Here is an 18,395-nt window from a genome sequence, read left to right on the forward strand (position 1 = left end):
ATTGATGAGTTTTAAAAATTTAAATTATTGGTGGAGATTTAGCTCGTTACCAAGAATTTTTGTTTTGGCTATCATGTTATTTTCTCACATTGATAGCGCATTTGCTCAGACGGCTAAAGGTGGGATTGACTGGATTGTAGTTGTAGACACTTCTGCTTCTATGCGGGGCGCAGGCGGAACTAAAGATATTTTTGATCAAGTCAAGAAATCTGTTAATGAATTTGTTAACACTGCCAGATTAGGCGATACAGTTACTATTTATAGTTTTGATAGTGATGTAAATCTACAAGCCGAAGAAATTGCTATTGCCAGTAATCCAGATCGGGGTAAGCTGAAACAAATAATTAATAACCTCAAAGCTGATGGTGTACGTACTCACACAGGTAAAGCGGTACAACAAGCACTGCAAACTTCAGCCCGATTAAATCAACGTCCTGATGTAGGCGATCGCACTGTCAGTGTAGTTTTTTTGACAGATGGTTTGGAGGATGTGCAAGGTATTCCTAACCCTGTACCGATTCCTCAAAGTACCCAGCTTTTACGCCAACAACAATGCAAACCTTATGTATTTTTCGTATCTTTAGGACTGAAAGAACACGAAAAGCAACTGAATGATTTTGCCAATAGTCCAGCATTATGCGGTAAAGGGCGAGTACTGCGAGATCCTGGTGGTGTACAACTTAATCAATTAGCTCAAAATATTCGACCGATACTGATTAAACCGCAGCTTGATGTTGATGTATCTAATGCTAATTTGCAATCAATCTTACCAGGAACAACAACTGAAGCATTAAAAATTAATAGTATCAGTAATGTCGATACTAAGGTAAGTTTAACGCTACAAGACCAAAAACAAAGTGGCATTCGCTTAGTTGCACCTAATAGCACAATTATCCTCAAGGCTAATAAATTAACAACCATTCCCGTAAAATTACAAATTCCCGCTAGAGTGCCAGGTAATGTTAGTAATTTGCGCCTGATATTATCGGCAAATGAGCAAGCGATCGCACCACAAATAATTGATTTACCTATCACTATTAAGCCGCAATTAACACTGCAACCAAACAGCTTGGATTTCGGTTCTATAGAAGCAGGAAAAACCAGCCAAACGCAAATTTTAGTTATTAGTAGCACTATCTCAGGAACAGCTAGTTTACAACTGCAAGGCAATGCTAAAGATGTCACGTTAAAACAACCTTCAGCAGCCGTATCCTTGAAAGTTGGAGAAACTAAAATTCCTCTACAATTTGCGGTTGCTGATAGCAGTTTTGACGGTAAACGTACTTTTAATGTAGTTGTTACCCCAGATGACCCTCTGGCTAGCCCCCTTAAAGCCAAAGTGCAAATCCAAATCTTGATGCTACTGGGGCGAAAAATTGTTATTTGGTCAGTATTAGTATTACTGATTTTATTAATTACTTTAACGATAATTTGCTTAGTTCAACGTAAAACTCCTTGGGAATTAGCCCAAGATATTCGCACACGCAACCATTTAGAAGGGGAATTAGAACTATTAGAACCAGCCCCAATATTACCGGAAGAACAATACATCAGCCTTACCCATCAGCACAAACAAAAAATCCATTTGAGTGAAATAGTCTCAGCGATCGCACCTACAAATTGCGATGCTGAATTATTCATCGATTGGCAAGCTGGCAAAAAATATGTATATCTACGGAGTTTACAAGGCAATAACTTTGTCAATAATGAGAAGTTCATTAAAGTTCAACTATACGATGAAGATACAATCCAGCTTGGTAACGTAAAGCTGCGATTTAACTGGATTGGTAATCAACGGCCCTATGAACAAAACAGTGGGCTGGCAAACTTTTAAAGATATCAGAGGAAATTAAATGTCACGTCCCACAGTTGTTTTTCGCCCTACTGTTGTCATCGGGTTAGGGGGTACTGGTTATGAAGTTGTACTCAAGCTGAAAAAACGCTTTATTGATGCTTACGGCGACGTACCAGAAATTATTCGCTTTCTTTCTATTGATACAACCGAAAATATTCAAAGCCGAGAAAAATCACCAGATGGTACTAAAGTTGTTTTAGAATCTAATGAACTGTATGCGATTTCTGTAGCAAATCCAGGCTCTTATACACGAAACGATCATATAGATGAATGGTGGCCTAAAAACATTCCTACAACTGCTTTGATTAGTGGTGCAGGGCAGATTCGCGCCCGTGGACGGTTAGCCTTTTTTGCCAAAGCAGGTGATATTAACGGTTTGATAGGTCAAGCGATTAATGCTGTGCGCGAAATTCGTAGTAGTAAACAAGCATATTCTGATAACTTTCAAGTTTCTAACCGCGATGGAGTCGAAGTTTTTATTGTTGGTAGTTTAGCCGGAGGAACAGGAAGCGGCACTTTTTTAGATGTGGCATTTTTATGCCGGCAATATCTTAATAACTTTTCTAATATTACAGGAGTTTTTGTATTACCTAGAGTCTTTGCAAATCTCCCCCAAACTCATTTAGTGAAATCTAATGCTTATGGTGCGCTGAAGGAAATAGAACACTTTTGGAATTTATCACCATCAAATACCTTAGAGATTGATTACGCTATTACCAAAGTTAAAGCAGACCGCCCTCCTTTCGATGCGGTATTTTTAATGGATGGTGTAAATAAAAATGGTACTGTTGTTAGTCGTCCTAACGACCTGCAAAATTTAATTGCTGATGGTTTATATATTCAAATTGGTTCGCAAATTGGTTTAGATGCTGCTAACGTTGCTGATAATATTCGCGCTTATTTAGCAACTGGTGAGAAAGTCCGAGGAAGGAATATTAATTACTGTAGTTTTGGTTTTGCTACGTTGACTTTGCCAGTACAGCAGTATGAACGGATGAAGCTAGAAGATGCACAAAACTTACTCAAAAATGAGTTGTTGGCTTCTATTGCAAATATTGATATTGGAAACGAAATAGACCGTTTTTTACAAGACTGCAAATTAAGTGAAGCAACTACACTTTTAGATAGTTTGACAGAAAGCGATCGCGGTGGACAAGTCAAACCAGAGTTCCGCATCGGTGAAATGAAATTTGATCGTACATCTCTATCGACGATTCAAGAACTGTACAAGCGACAGTTAGACCAAATGGAGCAAAAAACTGCTAAAGATTTAGCGATGAATTTTTATCGCTTAGAACAAACTGCAACTGTTACTATTTCTGCTTGGTTAGAGCGCAGTCTTAACCGTCCTAATGGTCTAGCTTCTACAATACAGTTTGTCAGCAAACTCGCTCAAAATATAGATGAACTACAACAAAATGTACAGCGTAAAGCCAAAGAAGCACAATCTAATTTTAATGCCTTAAAGTTAGAACCACAAGAAGAAAAAATTAAAGAAGCTGCCGGAGGTATTTTTGTTAATAAAAATAATATCCAAGCAGCTTGTCAAAGATATAAAGAACGGGCTGACCAAAAGTGGCGGATATATTTACATTGGAAGCGGTGTGATAAAGCAGCAGAACTGTGTGGTGTTCTACGAACCAAAATAGAGCAAATTCAGGAACAATGCCAACGCATTCACAGCAACCTAGATAAAGTTTATCGAGATTTAGCACAAAGTTACATCGAAGTTAGCCGTCAAGGTAATTCTGATAATCCTTTTATTCACACTATTCAACGGGTTGACTTAGAATCGAAACGCCCGAAAGTTAGTGGCGATGATTTCATCCGTTGGTATCGAGAACAGTCTCAAAGTTTAACTAATTGGTCTGAGAAAAAAGCTGAAGATGTCAAAGATGAAATCTTGGCATTTATGGATGAAACTTATCGTCCACTCACCAGTATGAATGTTGAGCAAGTCTTGGCAGCTAGTAACCCAGAAGATGCCGGACAAGATTTACAACAACTTGGTAAACTTGCAGTTCCTTTATGGCAATATCAAGACGCAGAAATTCCAGCTAGACAACAGCACGTCATTACAGAATTTTATTACTACGGAGTAGAAAGTAATAACACTATTTTTAGTGACCCACCGCTTGCTAGTCGTATACCTAAAGGTAAAGGTAATGCTTCTTTTGTACCGACAGGCGAACCCCATAAACTTACACTATTTCGTGTAGAAATAGGCGTACCTTTGTTTACACTTAATGGTGTGAAAGATATGGAACTAGCTTATTTAGATCCAGATAAAGTCTTCAAACATCTACATCGTAATTGGACAAATTTACCAAATTTAATTCCCCCAGAAGATGATGGCGGAGCTTTACGCTGGTTTGCTTTAGCTTTAGCACCACAACCTTATTCATTGATTATCAATCAGAGACGACAATACTCTGTATATACAGACCAAGCAAGGAAATTAGAAGATGGTATTTTGCCTTTAGGTGGCGATCGCAAATCAGCATTCAAAGCCTTCAAAAATAATGTACCACTGATTAAAGAAATCGAGGGTAAAGTCGAGCAAATCACCGATGAGAACCAAGAGACAGCCAAAGATTCTTTAGAGAATTACATTAAAGACCTCAATCAACGTTTAAAGAAAGACCAAGTTGATTCTCAAGTTCGAGAACAGGTGGAAATGGAAATTCAAGAAATTGAGGCTTACTTAGAAAGATTGAATGTGATCAGCTAGTACAGATGACCAATTTTCATACTTCATACTTCATACTTCAACCTTTTCGTACTAGCATCATGTCAAAACCAACTATTTTACTTGCTCTCGACCCTCATAGTGCCGCTTTATGTGCAGCTATCAAGCGGCAACTTCAACCATTATCCTCTGTTCAAAGTCATTTAATTGAGGCTTATACTTTCACTTGGGACGGTCAAACTTTTGGGTTTAGTAATGAATTAGATAAGTTTGCTGATGCAAGTTTTGACCTCACATTGATAAACCCCAAACAAGCTTATATATCCCAACTGAGTCAACAGTTTCAACAAGGGACAAAGGAACTGCAAACGACTTTAATTAATTTAATTAAATCAGTTAAGCAAACTCCAGAAGCGATCGCCACCAAAAATGCCGGAGTTGAAATCAGTTCTTGGTATAGAATCTATATCATGATTTCAACCTGCGATCAGCGCGGAAGAGAGGTGATATATGAACTTTCCCGCTTGATTCATTGGCTATTTAGTAAATATTTTGCAGATATCCCCCATAGTTTAGAAGCTTTGTTGCTCTTACCAGGATTATTTGCTCAAGCCAGAACTGAAAATTATAGTGTTGCTTATCAATTCCTGAAAGAATTAGACGACAAAATGACTCAAGGAGTGGTCATTTCTGGTAGTCAAAAAAGACCACCCTTTGATAATTGTTGGTTGATTGATGAACGTATTGGAGAGTTAAGCGTTAATTTAGATAGCTACGCTGATGCTTTTGTCGGTTTTTTGACTCTCGAACCAGAAACAGGCGGCTTGTTAATTGGTATACATACAGTGCGGGGGAAAATTGGTGCTTACAGTACATTTGGCTATGGAGAGTTATTTTTCCCAGCAGACACAGTTATAGACCGTTTGAGTGCAGCGTTAGCCGCCGATATTGTCATGCAGGAGTTTTTACCCCAAGCAAAACTCACCCCAGAAGCAAATCGTCAATTGCTATTAAATGCTAAAGAATTTGTCCTGAGCGAAGAATACAACGATGCGTTACAGCAATTAGAACGAGATAACGGTAAACCAGTTTGGCAAGATTTTAGTCCCCGGATTGATATTCGTCCTGGTAAAGTTCAAGAATACGGAATTGAATTGCAACGTGCTTATAAGCAATTTGAAAATAAAGAGCTAATTTCATCTAAACGCACACTAGAAAGCTGCGGTAAACAAGCACAAGCAGCATTAACTAAACTTTTAGACCAGAGAATTAATGAATATGCTGATGCTGTAACCAGTGGCTTACATGAAGCTGTCAGATTATCCAATATCTTAACTAATCCTTATTTGGAATTGCAAAGTGATTCTATTAGTGATCGCCCTGAAAATTTAGTTACAGAACTCCGCGCCGCCGAAGCTTTTTTAGATTCTAAATTGCAAGTCACAATTAACAGAGAAAATAGCCAAAATCTGCTAAATGAAATTTTTAACTTAAAATGGCAACGGCAGCAATTACAAGACACTGTAGCCGAAACTAATTCCGAAGCAGCTAGCCAAGAACTACAGAAAATTCAAGAAAAATTACAAGTTGCTGTTACTGACTATCATCAAGCCATCAATACAGAAATTGAACAAATTCGACAAACTCGCTTAGTAGCAATTGATGATGCTAGGACTAAAGCGCAAGCAGCAATTACTCTAGCTCAAAAGCAGTTAAATTCCTTAGAAAATCAACTAGAAATAGCTACAGACCAGTTAAATGAATTGTTAGCAGAAGAAAGTCGTTTTCGCTCGTTGTATCTGATTATTTGTCCGGCAATTGTTGCTATTTTCTTAGTTGGGGGGTTAGTTTTAACTGGGCTTTTTAGTCAATCAACTCTTTGGTTATTATTACAAAATATAGGAGTTAACTTATTTAATTACTTACTTTGGGGTTTAGTTACAATATTGACTTACTTAGGTTTAGTTTGGCTGAAGTATAGCACTAATATCCGCGATCGCATTCAAAAAAGCCAAAAACAAATCAAACGTCTAGAAAGTAGTTTAAAGGCTACTGGTATAGAATTACGCCGCAACTATAACGAGCAATTAAAGTTAGAATATGACCTTTATGCTCAAAAGATCCGTGTTGAAGTAGTCAATCATTTGCTTAAAATCGGTAAACAAAGAACTGACACGTTACGCCAAGCTTTATCTAACTTTTCTCAAATCTACGATATTTTAATTGCTCAACGTGAGAAAGCATCTACAAATTACTCCGAAACTCGGTTAGCAGTTTTAACTAACTCAGATATTGATATTTATTACCATCAAAAAGTTTTATCTGAACTACCTATTAATAAATTCATTCAAGAAGAAATTAGCCGTTCTCAATCTTGGCAAATTTCTAATCAAGAGTTTCAAAATAAATTGCTATTTTTTGCTAGGAAACAGTTTGAGCATCTAAATAAATTATCGATTGGAGAAATTTTAAAATCAGATTTGATTTCACATAACATAGCCAATGTGCGATTGAATCAACTTTATAATAGTGCCAAACTATTATTACGTCTTCAAGATGGCGATGCTCACCTAAACCCTACTTCGCAACCAGAAATTAACATTTGGGTAGGAGCAAAAGATAAAGAAGAAATACTCCGACTCTACAGTCGTTTTAGCCGTAATTTAACACCTTTTGTTGCAGAAGATGAAAGGAATGTATGTGTTTTAGTACGTTCTTTAGGTTTTCCAGCTTATTTTCTCAGCCAAATCGAATTTTATCGAGACTGCTATGAACGTAACTCTATCGGACAACAAAACGACAATATCCCTGATTTAATACCAGAAGAAATTGGCACAAGTAAAGAATTGAGTATGGCTTACGAAACGCTAATTTTAGGGTTAGCCTTTGGTTTAGTAAACCAAGATATGCAAGGTAATCATCAGTTTAACGGACAGACACTTGGTAGAGACAGAGAAAAAATTTCTTTAGCTTTTGCCAATGAATTCAACTATCAAGAACTATATGGAAAATTAGAACAACGCGTACAAGATTTTGAACATGATTCTATTTATCTGCAATTGCAGAATTTAGAACAATCATCAAAAGATTTAAGTAATTATGAATCTAAGCTTTTAGCTCGTTTACTGGCAAAATATAACCCTTTAAATTAGCTTTGGTAATGTTTGCTTACCTTCCTCAAGCTTACTATTATTTGAATTGGTATAGCTATAGAACAAGTGCAACAAGCAGCTGATAATCAGTCTGCCTGATGCTATCAGCTGCTACTGTATTTTAATTTTTAACTTTACATCTTGCCGTGTTGCAACACTTGTTGAAGATGATGGCGGATTTCTTGTGCTTGTTCGATGTCAGACTGGCGTAGTCTTTGGAATAATTCTACACAAGGCTGAGAGTTTGCTTGTTCTGCATCTTGGATGTATTGGTCGTATGCTTTAACTGCTTCAGCTTTGTTGTGCAACACGGTGACAAAATCGTATTCCAGGTTGCGAATGGGTTGTTGAGATTGTCCGTTACCTGTAGTCATACTATTTACCCTCATGTAGGTTTCTATTTCATTTCTACCTACCCTACACGAGAGCTTCATCTCCCTAAAAGCGTAGAAAAAAGCACAAAGGCTGCGTTAGCAGCCTCAAGTAGAAGTTGAATTTTTCTAACCACAGAGTTACTACATATTGGCTAATTTACACTAGAGGTTTATTCTCATCACATTGATGTGAATAGCGAAATTCTAGTTCTTTTTGCTTTTCCCTACCCCCTTGATAGACAATAGGGCAGAATTTGGTATTAGCACTCATGCAGTCCATGTGCGGTGTTTTGGCACAGACAAGCAATAAACTTCCTAAGATAAATAACAAGCCACAAATTGCAGCTGTTTGAATCCAAGAAATTTCTAAGGCTCCGTGAACAACTACTTCTCGCAGAACTGATACAATTGTGACTTCAACTGCTACACCTACAGAAATGCTGTGTTCCTGCAAGTAAATCATTAATAGTCGAAATAACTCGACTAAAATCAACACAAATAGTATTTTTGCCGTCACGTGTTTGTAGTCTACTGTCTGTGTTATGGCAATAAATATGCCCCATATCTGAATGATCATGACTGCAAACAAAGTTAAGCACAAGACAATCACAAGTATGTCTTGAAAAGCTTCCATGTTGCGAACAATTGATTGTCGATCCAGCCAGCGATCGCAAAATAAAAATCGGCTCTTGAAGCGTTTTTGCATTGGTATATACCTATCCAATGTTAGACCAAATCAGATAGTCTATCCATTATTCTTATTCTTACCCAATAATTAATATTCGCGCCTCAGCGTGGTTGGTAATTTAAATTTTGTACTTGTTGCAACATTTTTTCGGCATTTTGTTGCCATTGAACATTTCCTTGGGCATGATATAAATCCCTAGCATATTGAAATAATTGAGCAGATTCAGGATATTTTTTCTGCTGCATAAAAACCAAGCCTGCACCATAATAAGCATTAGGATAATTAGAATTAGCTTCCGCCGATTTTCTAAAAGAGTCTAATGCTTCTTTTAACTTGTTTTGACTAAACAAAATTGTCCCAATATTGTAGTGCGCTTCTGTATATTTGGGATTAATTTTAACGGCTTGGCGAAAGGCATTTTTAGCTCTATCAAGTTTGCCTTGCTGTAAATAACATATACCAATGTGATAGTAGGGTTCGGGTGCATTTTTACTATATTCTGTAGCTTTTTTAAAAGATGCGATCGCCTTTTCCCAATCTTGTTGCTGTTGTTTAACCAATCCCAAGTTATAGTGAGCAAAACCCAGCTTCGGGTCTAATTCTACAGCTCGTTGTAAATAATCATTCGCCTGTTGAACATTATTACCTTCTAACAATGCGCCGCCTAAATTGGCAAAAGCTGGCGCAAACTGGGGATCGGCTTGAGTTGCTTGATAAAATGCGTCGGCGGCTGGCTTTAATTGCCCGATTTGTCTGTATGCTAACCCTAAATTGTAGTGTGCTGCCGCTAATTTTGGATCTAGCTGAATCGCTTTTTGAAAAGAGGCGATCGCATCTTGTACCTTTTGAGCTTGAATTGCTTGCAATCCTTGATTTAACAAGTCTACAGCAGGTTGATTATTTGCTTGTGCTAACAGCAAAGCAGACTCAGCCGCAAAAGCTTGAGGAGATAGGAAAAGAATACTACCACCCAATAAGGCAAGATTTATTAGCCCAATTATGGGATATTTATAGAATGATAACGTCATTTATTTAAAGCAATCCTATTTGGTTTTTAAACTACTCGTGGGAATAGAGAATAGAGTGTAGATTGGTTTGTCACTCCTAAACGGACTGCTATCTTCAACTTTCAAGAGTTTATAACGGTTCTCAATCATATTAGGTATATCCTAATCTCTAGCCTTTAGCCTCTAACCTCTAAAACGCTTTGAGGTTTAACAAATATTTTAGAATCTGCATTAAAATTTGGCTTACTTAACTTTTCTTAAGCTAAATCTTACGACACACTACAATTTTTTTAGCATCAGATTAAAGGGAGGATAATTACAAGTTAAAGCAGGGATCATTCTCCTGGCAGAGAACGGATATGTATCCCTGAAACATACAGGTAGTGCAGGTAAGAACAACTTACCGCAGGAGAGGTTGTATGAACGAAAAAGTAATGTCGGGTTCGCGGAACGTTGCAATTGTCGGCCCTTATTTAAGCGGAAAAACTACCTTACTAGAAAGCCTATTATTTGTGACTGGGGCGATTTCTCGCAAAGGCAGTGTGAAAGAAGGTAATACAGTCGGAGATAGTGCAGCAGAATCGCGCGATCGCCAAATGTCTGTAGAAGTGAGTGCAGCCAGCACCGACTATAACGGAACTCGCTTTACCTTTATTGACTGTCCAGGCAGCGTCGAATTTGCCCAAGAAACCTACAATGCTTTGATGGGAGTTGATGCAGCAATTGTAGTTTGCGAACCCACACGCGATCGCGTCCTCACGCTTGCTCCTCTATTTAAATTCCTAGACGATGGGGAAATTCCCCATCTTGTCTTTGTGAACAAAATGGATCGGGCAAATATTCATGTTTTAGAAACATTACACGCCCTCAAAGCAGTTTCTAGCCGTCCTTTGGTCGCGCACCAATACCCCATTATGCAAGGGGAACAACTCACTGGCTTTATTGATATGGTCAGCGAACAAGCCTATCAATATCATTCCGGTGCGCCAGCCGATCAAATACCTTTCCCCGAACATCTTAAAGAAGAAGAACATACAGCACGAGCCGAAATGCTCGAAGCTTTAGCCAATTTTGACGACCACTTACTCGAAGAACTATTAGAAGATATTGAACCACCCCAAGAAGAAATTATTAAAGATTTAAAAATGGAATTAGGGGCAGATTTAGTAGTCCCCGTCTTCTTTGGTGTTGCAGAACAAGATTATGGCGTTAGACCTCTATTAGAAGCACTACTACGAGAAGCACCTGAACCCGAAATTACAGCAGAACGCCGCTTAAAAGGCATAACCAACAAAGCACCTTTAGCTCAGGTATTAAAAACTTATTACACCCCTCAAGGTGGCAAACTTTCCCTCGTGCGCGTTTGGCAAGGCACATTAACCGATGGTATCGTCCTCAACGGTGTGCGGGCGGGCGGACTTTATCGCCTTATGGGACAACAGCAGCAGTCTATAAATGAAGCTGTGGCTGGAGAAATAATTGCTTTAAGCCGAATGGAAGGTATTAAAACTGGCGATACCCTCTCTACACAATCAGCGAAGGAATTAGCAAAAGCAGAACAGTTAGAACCAGTCTATGCCTTAGCTATCACACCCGAAAAACGCAACGATGAAGTAAAACTCAGCAGTGCTATCACCAAGCTATTAGAAGAAGATTCATCTTTGGCTTGGGAACAACATGGCGACACCCACGAAGTTATTCTTTGGGGTCAAGGTGAGATTCACTTGCAAGTCGCCCTAGACAGACTGCGCCGCAAATATAACTTGCCAATGACGACCCATCTACCGCAAGTACCTTATAAAGAAACAATTCGTAAACCTGTAACCTCAGTACATGGGCGTTACAAACACCAAAGCGGTGGACATGGACAGTTTGGTGACGTTTTCTTGGATATCAAACCCCTACCACGTGGCGAAGGCTTCAACTTTAACGAAACTATTGTTGGTGGCGTAGTTCCCAGACAGTATATTCCTGGCGTAGAAATAGGTGTACGGGAATTTCTCGCGCACGGGCCTTTAGGCTTCCCAGTTGTGGATGTAGCGGTGACACTCACCAACGGTTCTTATCACAACGTTGATAGTTCTGAACAAGCCTTTAAACAAGCTGCACGTTTAGCAATGCAAACAGGGATATTCCAAGCACAACCCACCCTGTTAGAACCAATTTTGCGGGTGCGAGTCACAACACCAAGCGAATTTACAGCTAAAGTGCTGCAACTGCTGAGTGGTAGACGGGGACAAATTCTCGGTTATGAGGGCAGACAAGATTGGCAAGGTTGGGATAATATTTCTGCCTACTTGCCGCAAGCAGAGATGCAGAATTTTATTGTAGAGTTGCGATCGCTCACATTAGGTGTTGGTTCCTTCCATTGGGAATATGACCATCTCCAAGAAGTACCAGAAAAACTTGCCGAGCGTATTTTGACTACCAATAATGGCAACGGTAACGGTCAGAAATAAGACATTCTCCTACATATAGAGACGTAGCAATGCTACGTCTCTACCAACCAATTTGTGATCATTCCTCTCCACCACCAACACCAAGATTAATATCAAACCCATCAGCACCATTAATATTAGTGCCAATCATCACCGCACCATCAACTTGAACGTTATATAACTTCGCATCGCTCAAATTAGCATTGGTCAGATTAGCGTTATCAAAACTAGCACCAGTGGCGAATGCTGCTTGAAGATTAGCTGACTGTAAATTTGCACCGCTTAAATCAGCCCCTTCTAAGTTCGCCCCTTCTAAATTTGCACCTTTTAAATTCGCATTCCGCAAATCCACACCTATCAGGTGAGCATTTTTGAGATTTGCACCTGCTAAATTACAGCCAGAACATTCTCTAGTTTCCTGCAAGCGTCGCACCAAATTGTGATTTTCTGCTTTGACGGGACTAATAGTGGCTAAAGAAAGTGTACTTAAAGCTGCGGCTGTCAAAAATATCGCTTTCATAATTATTGGCTTCTGAAGGTATCAGAAGAGGTGAACTACTTATTTGCTACTACTCCATTGTCTTCAATTCCAGAATTCTCACCTCGGACTATAGGTATAAATTTTAAGGTCAAATTCTCAGTGGAGTACTATTACTTAAGCCGTAGCAAAGTTCACCAATTTGTTATTAATATCCTTTTGACTGTAGCCAGTTGCGTAAAGCAACAGATCATGTTCTCTTTTAACAGTATGTAATTATCAATTTGTTAACAGCTATAACCCTGCACATTTAGTCCAAGTCTGAGATTAATAACTCTCAAGTTAGATGTTTTTTAGTTTTTAAGTATTTATAACTATTGCATCTTTCTTAAATCAGAATTATTCTGATTTACATCAGTAAAATTTTATTAACCGTCCCCACATCAACCGCTTACGAGGTAAATATGGTTATTCAAAGAGTTCCCAACGTTGTATTCAAAACCCGTGTTCGTGATGAGTCTATACCAGGGCCAAATCCTTACCGTTGGCAAGACCTCACCACTCAAGATATTTTTAGTGGTAAGCGTATTGTAGTTTTCTCGTTACCTGGGGCTTTTACTCCTACCTGCTCTACCTCGCACTTGCCACGCTACGAAGAACTATATGATGAATTTAAAGCTTTAGGCATTGATCAAATAATTTGTATATCTGTAAATGATGCCTTTGTGATGTTCCAATGGGGTAAGCAGCAAGGCGCGAAAAATGTATTCTTGCTTCCCGATGGTAATGGCGAGTTCACCCGCAAAATGGGTATGCTAGTTGATAAGTCCAATTTAGGTTTTGGAATGCGCTCTTGGCGTTACTCAATGGTGGTTGATGACTGCAAAATTGAAAAGTTTTTCATTGAGGAAGGCCACATAGACAATTGCCCTACCGATCCGTTTGAAGTTTCCGATGCAGATACAATGCTGGCTTACTTAAAAGCAGCTAAGAAACCTGTTGGTGTGTAACTAGATAATTCGTAATTGATAATACGTAATTCGTAATTGTGAGTTTAATTACGAATTACGTATTACGCATTAGTAATTCTTCATGAGGGATACATGACCTACGATTTTGACTTATTCGTGATTGGGGCAGGTTCTGGAGGAATAGCCACCGCCAGACGGGCCGCAGAATATGGTGCGAAAGTTGGCATTGCCGAGTTCGACCGTCTAGGTGGAACCTGTGTCAATCGTGGCTGTGTCCCGAAAAAATTGATGGTCTATGCCTCTCATTTTCCTGATTTGTTTGAAGAAGCGCAAGGTTATGGCTGGAGTCCAGTCGAGAGTTCTATAGATTGGGAAAAGATGATTACGGCGGTTAACAATGAAGTGAATCGCCTCAATGGTATTTACCAACGGATGTTGGATAATTCTAAGGTTGAGGTTTTGCAGGGATACGGCAAATTTATTGACCCACATACTATTATGGTTGGGGAGCGTCAAATCACAGCAGATAAAGTACTAATTGCCGTTGGCGGGAAACCTTTCAAACCCAACATTTTAGGAATTGAACACGCCATCACTTCCGATGATATTTTTCACCTGAAAGAACAGCCCAAACGAATCGTAATTTTAGGAGGAGGTTACATTGGTTGCGAGTTTGCCTGCATCCTCAATGGGATGGGTACTGAAGTTACTCAGGTAATTCGTGGCGGTAGAATTTTACGTGGTTTTGATGAAGACATCCGCACCGAAATTCAGCAAGGAATGATTAACCACGGTATTAAGATTCTCGATAACAGTGAACTAATTGCAATTGAGAAAAGTGCAGAAGGTGTAAAGGTTACTGTTAAAGAAAGTGGCGATAAAGTAGAGACAGTAGTTGCTGATGCTGTCAGTTTAGCTGCGGTTGGTCGCAAACCCAACACCCAAAACCTCGGCTTAGAAAACACTAATGTCAAGCATCGGGATGGGGCGATTCTTGTTGATCAGTATAGTCGCACCCATGAAGAAAATATCTTTGCGGTGGGAGATTGTACGAATAAAGTTAATCTTACCCCAGTAGCGATTAATGAAGGTCGGGCATTGGCAGATACGGTATTTGGCAACAAGCCCCGCGTTATGAGTTATGAAAATATCCCTACAGCTGTCTTTACCACACCAGAAGCTGCAACTGTTGGTTTAACTGAAGCCGAAGCTAGAGAGAAATATGGTGATGCGGTAAAAATTTATAAATCGCGCTTCCGCCCCATGTATTATACTCTGCCAGGAAAAGACGAAAAAACGATGATGAAGCTGATAGTTGATCAGAATACTGATAAAGTCTTAGGCGCACACATGGTTGGTAGTAGTGCTGCCGAGATTATTCAGGGCGTGGCGATCGCTGTTAAGATGGGTGCTACCAAAGCTGATTTTGATGCCACTGTGGGTATCCATCCTAGTTCAGCTGAAGAATTTGTCACTATGCGCTAGAAGTGCTGTTTAATACTGTTGTAATCTTCCAAAAGACATAGCTAGGCTATGTCTTTTGTTTATATAACATTATTTGAATTTTATACCTTATATTCTGCATTTTTTCATTATTCTGTGCTGCTTTTATTTATTATTCTTTCTGATTGTGATACATCTATCTTCAGTGGGGTTAAACACTAAATACGTGTTTGTTAAGGTGACTAACAGTAATCATCAAATACAAACAAATTCATCATGACTTATACTCAAACTAGCGATCCCACAATTCGTGAATGTGTCCAATCATGGAGAAAATTAGATGTAGATGAACAACTAGGTTTGTTCTGGTTCATCTACAAAGAAATGGGTAAAGATGTTACTCCAGCAGCACCTGCTGCTAGTACAGTTTCTCCAGAAATTGCCGAAGGTTTATTTAATCAAGTCAAAGAATTAAGCCATGAAGAACAACTACAAATTCAGCGCGACTTGATTAATAAAGCAGATACTCAAATTGGTCGTGAATATGGTTCTTTGAGTGATACCACCAAGCTTCTATTTTGGTATCGCTTATCTCAAGGAATGGACAGCACTGTAATTATTCCTGTACCTGCTGGCTATCGTCTTTCCTCTGAAGCAGAACAAATTCTGAACAAGGTTAAAGAATTACCTTTTGAATTGCAAATCAATCTTTTCCGTGATTATGTTTCGCCAATGGGTGCTGAACCAAAAGGTGGTTCAGAAATTTAATAATTGACAGTTTTAACCACAGAATTGGTTATCAAGAATAAGCCTGAATTGTAACAACCAATAAGCACAGAGTAAAAATAGCTTTACTCTGTGCTTATTGGTTATAGCAGGGGACAGGTGATAGGTGACAGAGTTAAAAGTCTTTGAGTGTCTAAGTTTTCTTGTCTACTGATGTCCTAACACTACTGGCTATCGCTATACTTATTAAATTCTCAAGTTATAATACTTTTTCCTTATTGATTCCATCTATCTGATGTATGGCAATAGCCACTTTTGTTAGGACACAATCTAGACAGCAAAAGACTTTTAACTCTGTCATCTATTACCTGTCTACTGCTATATATTTAAAAAATATTGATTTATAAACTTAGTAAGTTATTTTAAATAAAAGTTTTTGACTTTTGACTTCCCCGTTCGCATAGCGTCTCCGCAGGAGAAGAGGCTGACGCTGCTGTAATGACACCTCCGCATTTAGGAAACTTAAGCTCCTGATGGACGTTTATTATAAATGTAAGATTTAATCAAAGTATTCTGAAACGTCAGGACTGTTTTCCAAGAAACTAGATGAATAAAATTATACTGAGTTTACTTTCAACCCCTATGCTGATTAGCTCTATTCTGTCTATGACAGCGATAGTTAATCAAGCACAAGCAATTGAGCCATTAGGAAACAAAACAGAAGACCGATTATCTTGTATCCGCAACAAGCATAAGGTTGGTTTAGTGTGTGCTAGAGCTTCTGTATTAGCTCAACTACCTACTAAGCAGGCTGAGGTAGAGTTTTCTAACGATAACGTGCCGATGCTAGAGTTCACAGACCAAGAAAGCGATATGGCAATTCAGTTATTTGGTTGTGACTGTCCTGCTTGCATCAATTCTTTGCGTCAGATGAGTGGTGCTAGACCTTTAGTTTATTAGAATTTGAGTTACGAGCGATCGCTTAATTTTAGCTGTTCAGAAAAGCAACTTTTTAGAGGCACAATAACTGTTGTGCCTCTGTTTTATCTCCTGTAGTCATTTATTAGCAGCCAGCCCAAGTTATCCATTTATGAGATAGGCCTATGTGTAATACTCTGCCACTCATCTCATATTCAGTAATGATTGCTTTTCTTAAATCTGCGCCGCTAATTTCTGCCTCGTTGATGTTACTTGCAATCAAATTAGCTTTCTTAAGATTAGCCCCACTTAAGTCTGCACCACTCATTTCCGCTTCGCTGAGGTTTGCACTAGACAAATTTGCTAGTAATAAATTAGCTCCCCGCAAATCTGCGCGGCTGAGGTTGGTTCGCTCTAAGTTAGCTCTAATTAAGTCAGCACCTATTAAATTGACTTCACTCAAGTTCGCACCACTCAGGTTGGCTCTACTTATGTCTGCATCCGTCAGATTTGCTCGGCTGAAGTTACATCCACTCAAGTTAGCATGGCTTAAATCTGCTCCACTTAAGTCAGCTTCAGCAAAGTTTGCGCCTCTCAAGTCAGTACCGCAAAGATTTATTTGATGCAGTTTTGCGCCAATAAAGTCTCGTTCTCCTGCTGCATATAGATTCAGGAGTTTTTGAGCATCCATATTTTCACCTCACCATGTCTTATAGATATGTAATTCTGTTTATGAATAACACTACCCAAGCCACACCACAGACTTTTTTGTGATTTGCTAGCAACCGAAATCCTAAGAAAAACTTGTATTTGTATTGTGCTATGATTTATCCTATTTGCAACAACTTCTTCACGGAAATATACTTAACGTTCTCATCATTACTAATTAAGTACCATAACTTAATACATTCTGATTTCTTGATTAGTAAACAGAAAGCAATTACACAATTGTTGATTTAATTAGAAAAAACTTATTTATAAAATTAATTTTATTTATCAATATAGAAATCCGGTTTGATTAATGAACAGACTTGTGTAGTTAGGTAATAGGCAGTAGGCAACAGTAAAGAAGGCAGATAACAATATACTGATTTTTTTCAAAAATCAAAGCTGAGTCCTATATTAATATTGCAATTATTAGTGATGGCTATGCAGTAAAATAGAGATTTAAATTTTCATAAGACAATTAACTTGGTTATCAAAAGATTAAATCAGGTTAACAGTCGGTTATTATTTTTTACATTCATGGGTAACGTGAGATGATTTGATAATAAATAGTCAACATAATTTCCTCTAGAATTTCAAGCGATCGCCCAAACCAATATTTAAGCGATCGCTCTTCATTTTTATGAGACAACTTGCAAAAATTTAGTTAGCTATTTGGTGTATTTTAACGGTAAATTATAATTTACTAAATAAAGACAGTTAGATACACATCTAATTTTAAATTTCAACTTTGTGCTTCATGCGTATGAAGTGTTAAGTTTAAAAAATCTATCAAATCTAGAGATTTTTAGTAGCTTTTATCCAGGAATTGTGAGTGAAACCCAAAAAAAGCCCCCCGGTAGTTAGCCGAGGGATTCTGCAAGTCGGTAATTGTCGCACAAAGACATTAGCGAGTATCACCATACCAATTTCCGGCTAATGAAATCTGCC

Annotated in this window: 13 protein-coding genes; 8 read left to right on the forward strand and 5 right to left on the reverse strand. The window is 38.5% G+C overall.

Going from position 1 to position 18,395, the window contains the following annotated elements; genetic code table 11:
* The first annotated feature begins 4 nt into the window (after positions 1-4).
* From H6G76_RS09225 to H6G76_RS09235, 3 genes are read left to right on the forward strand one after another with little or no spacing between them, the layout of a single operon-like run.
* Entirely contained in the window at positions 5-1,834 is a 1,830-nt protein-coding gene (locus H6G76_RS09225; protein ID WP_190698734.1) for a VWA domain-containing protein, read from the forward strand.
* Positions 1,835-1,853: 19 nt separating this feature from the next.
* Complete coding sequence (locus H6G76_RS09230; protein ID WP_190698736.1) at positions 1,854-4,586, forward strand: tubulin-like doman-containing protein; 2,733 nt, start codon at positions 1,854-1,856, stop codon at positions 4,584-4,586.
* 59 nt (positions 4,587-4,645) lie between these two features.
* Entirely contained in the window at positions 4,646-7,696 is a 3,051-nt protein-coding gene (locus tag H6G76_RS09235) for a hypothetical protein (protein ID WP_190698739.1), read from the forward strand.
* Positions 7,697-7,830: 134 nt separating this feature from the next.
* On the opposite strand, the gene H6G76_RS09240 is transcribed toward H6G76_RS09235, so the two are convergent.
* The 3 genes from H6G76_RS09240 to H6G76_RS09250 all read right to left on the reverse strand — a co-directional run bounded on the left by H6G76_RS09240 (position 7,831) and on the right by H6G76_RS09250 (position 9,786).
* Positions 7,831-8,070 carry a hypothetical protein gene (locus tag H6G76_RS09240; RefSeq protein WP_190698740.1) on the reverse strand — a complete coding sequence of 80 codons (240 nt, stop codon included), beginning with the start codon at positions 8,068-8,070 and terminating at the stop codon, positions 7,831-7,833.
* 157 nt (positions 8,071-8,227) lie between these two features.
* A complete protein-coding gene (locus H6G76_RS09245; RefSeq protein ID WP_190698743.1) occupies positions 8,228-8,776 on the reverse strand; it encodes a phosphate-starvation-inducible PsiE family protein in 549 nt (182 codons plus the stop codon).
* 83 nt (positions 8,777-8,859) lie between these two features.
* Entirely contained in the window at positions 8,860-9,786 is a 927-nt protein-coding gene (locus H6G76_RS09250; RefSeq protein ID WP_190698745.1) for a lipopolysaccharide assembly protein LapB, read from the reverse strand.
* A gap of 398 nt (positions 9,787-10,184) precedes the next feature.
* On the opposite strand from H6G76_RS09250, the gene H6G76_RS09255 reads away from it, so the two are divergent.
* The gene (locus H6G76_RS09255; RefSeq protein ID WP_190698748.1) at positions 10,185-12,224 is read left to right on the forward strand and encodes an elongation factor G; all 2,040 of its coding nucleotides are present in this window, start codon (positions 10,185-10,187) and stop codon (positions 12,222-12,224) included.
* A gap of 58 nt (positions 12,225-12,282) precedes the next feature.
* On the opposite strand, the gene H6G76_RS09260 is transcribed toward H6G76_RS09255, so the two are convergent.
* Complete coding sequence (locus tag H6G76_RS09260) at positions 12,283-12,723, reverse strand: pentapeptide repeat-containing protein (RefSeq protein WP_190698751.1); 441 nt, start codon at positions 12,721-12,723, stop codon at positions 12,283-12,285.
* A gap of 422 nt (positions 12,724-13,145) precedes the next feature.
* Here H6G76_RS09260 and H6G76_RS09265 point away from each other — a divergent pair, with 422 nt between their 5' ends.
* The 4 genes from H6G76_RS09265 to H6G76_RS09280 all read left to right on the forward strand — a co-directional run bounded on the left by H6G76_RS09265 (position 13,146) and on the right by H6G76_RS09280 (position 16,781).
* On the forward strand, positions 13,146-13,691 hold the full coding sequence (locus H6G76_RS09265; RefSeq protein ID WP_190698754.1) for a peroxiredoxin: 546 nt from the start codon (positions 13,146-13,148) through the stop codon (positions 13,689-13,691).
* 93 nt (positions 13,692-13,784) lie between these two features.
* Positions 13,785-15,137: a glutathione-disulfide reductase gene (gor, locus tag H6G76_RS09270; RefSeq protein WP_190698757.1), complete on the forward strand. Its 1,353-nt coding sequence runs from the start codon at positions 13,785-13,787 to the stop codon at positions 15,135-15,137.
* Positions 15,138-15,371: 234 nt separating this feature from the next.
* Positions 15,372-15,863, forward strand: coding sequence for an orange carotenoid protein N-terminal domain-containing protein (locus tag H6G76_RS09275; RefSeq protein ID WP_190698760.1), 492 nt, complete (start codon positions 15,372-15,374; stop codon positions 15,861-15,863).
* Between the two features lie 564 nt (positions 15,864-16,427).
* Complete coding sequence (locus tag H6G76_RS09280; RefSeq protein ID WP_190698763.1) at positions 16,428-16,781, forward strand: hypothetical protein; 354 nt, start codon at positions 16,428-16,430, stop codon at positions 16,779-16,781.
* A gap of 103 nt (positions 16,782-16,884) precedes the next feature.
* Here the strand turns inward: H6G76_RS09280 and H6G76_RS09285 are convergent, their stop codons facing one another.
* On the reverse strand, positions 16,885-17,430 hold the full coding sequence (locus tag H6G76_RS09285; RefSeq protein ID WP_190698766.1) for a pentapeptide repeat-containing protein: 546 nt from the start codon (positions 17,428-17,430) through the stop codon (positions 16,885-16,887).
* Between the last annotated feature and the right edge of the window lie 965 nt (positions 17,431-18,395).

The sequence above is a fragment of the Nostoc sp. FACHB-152 genome, from assembly GCF_014697475.1.
GTDB lineage: Bacteria > Cyanobacteriota > Cyanobacteriia > Cyanobacteriales > Nostocaceae > Nostoc_B.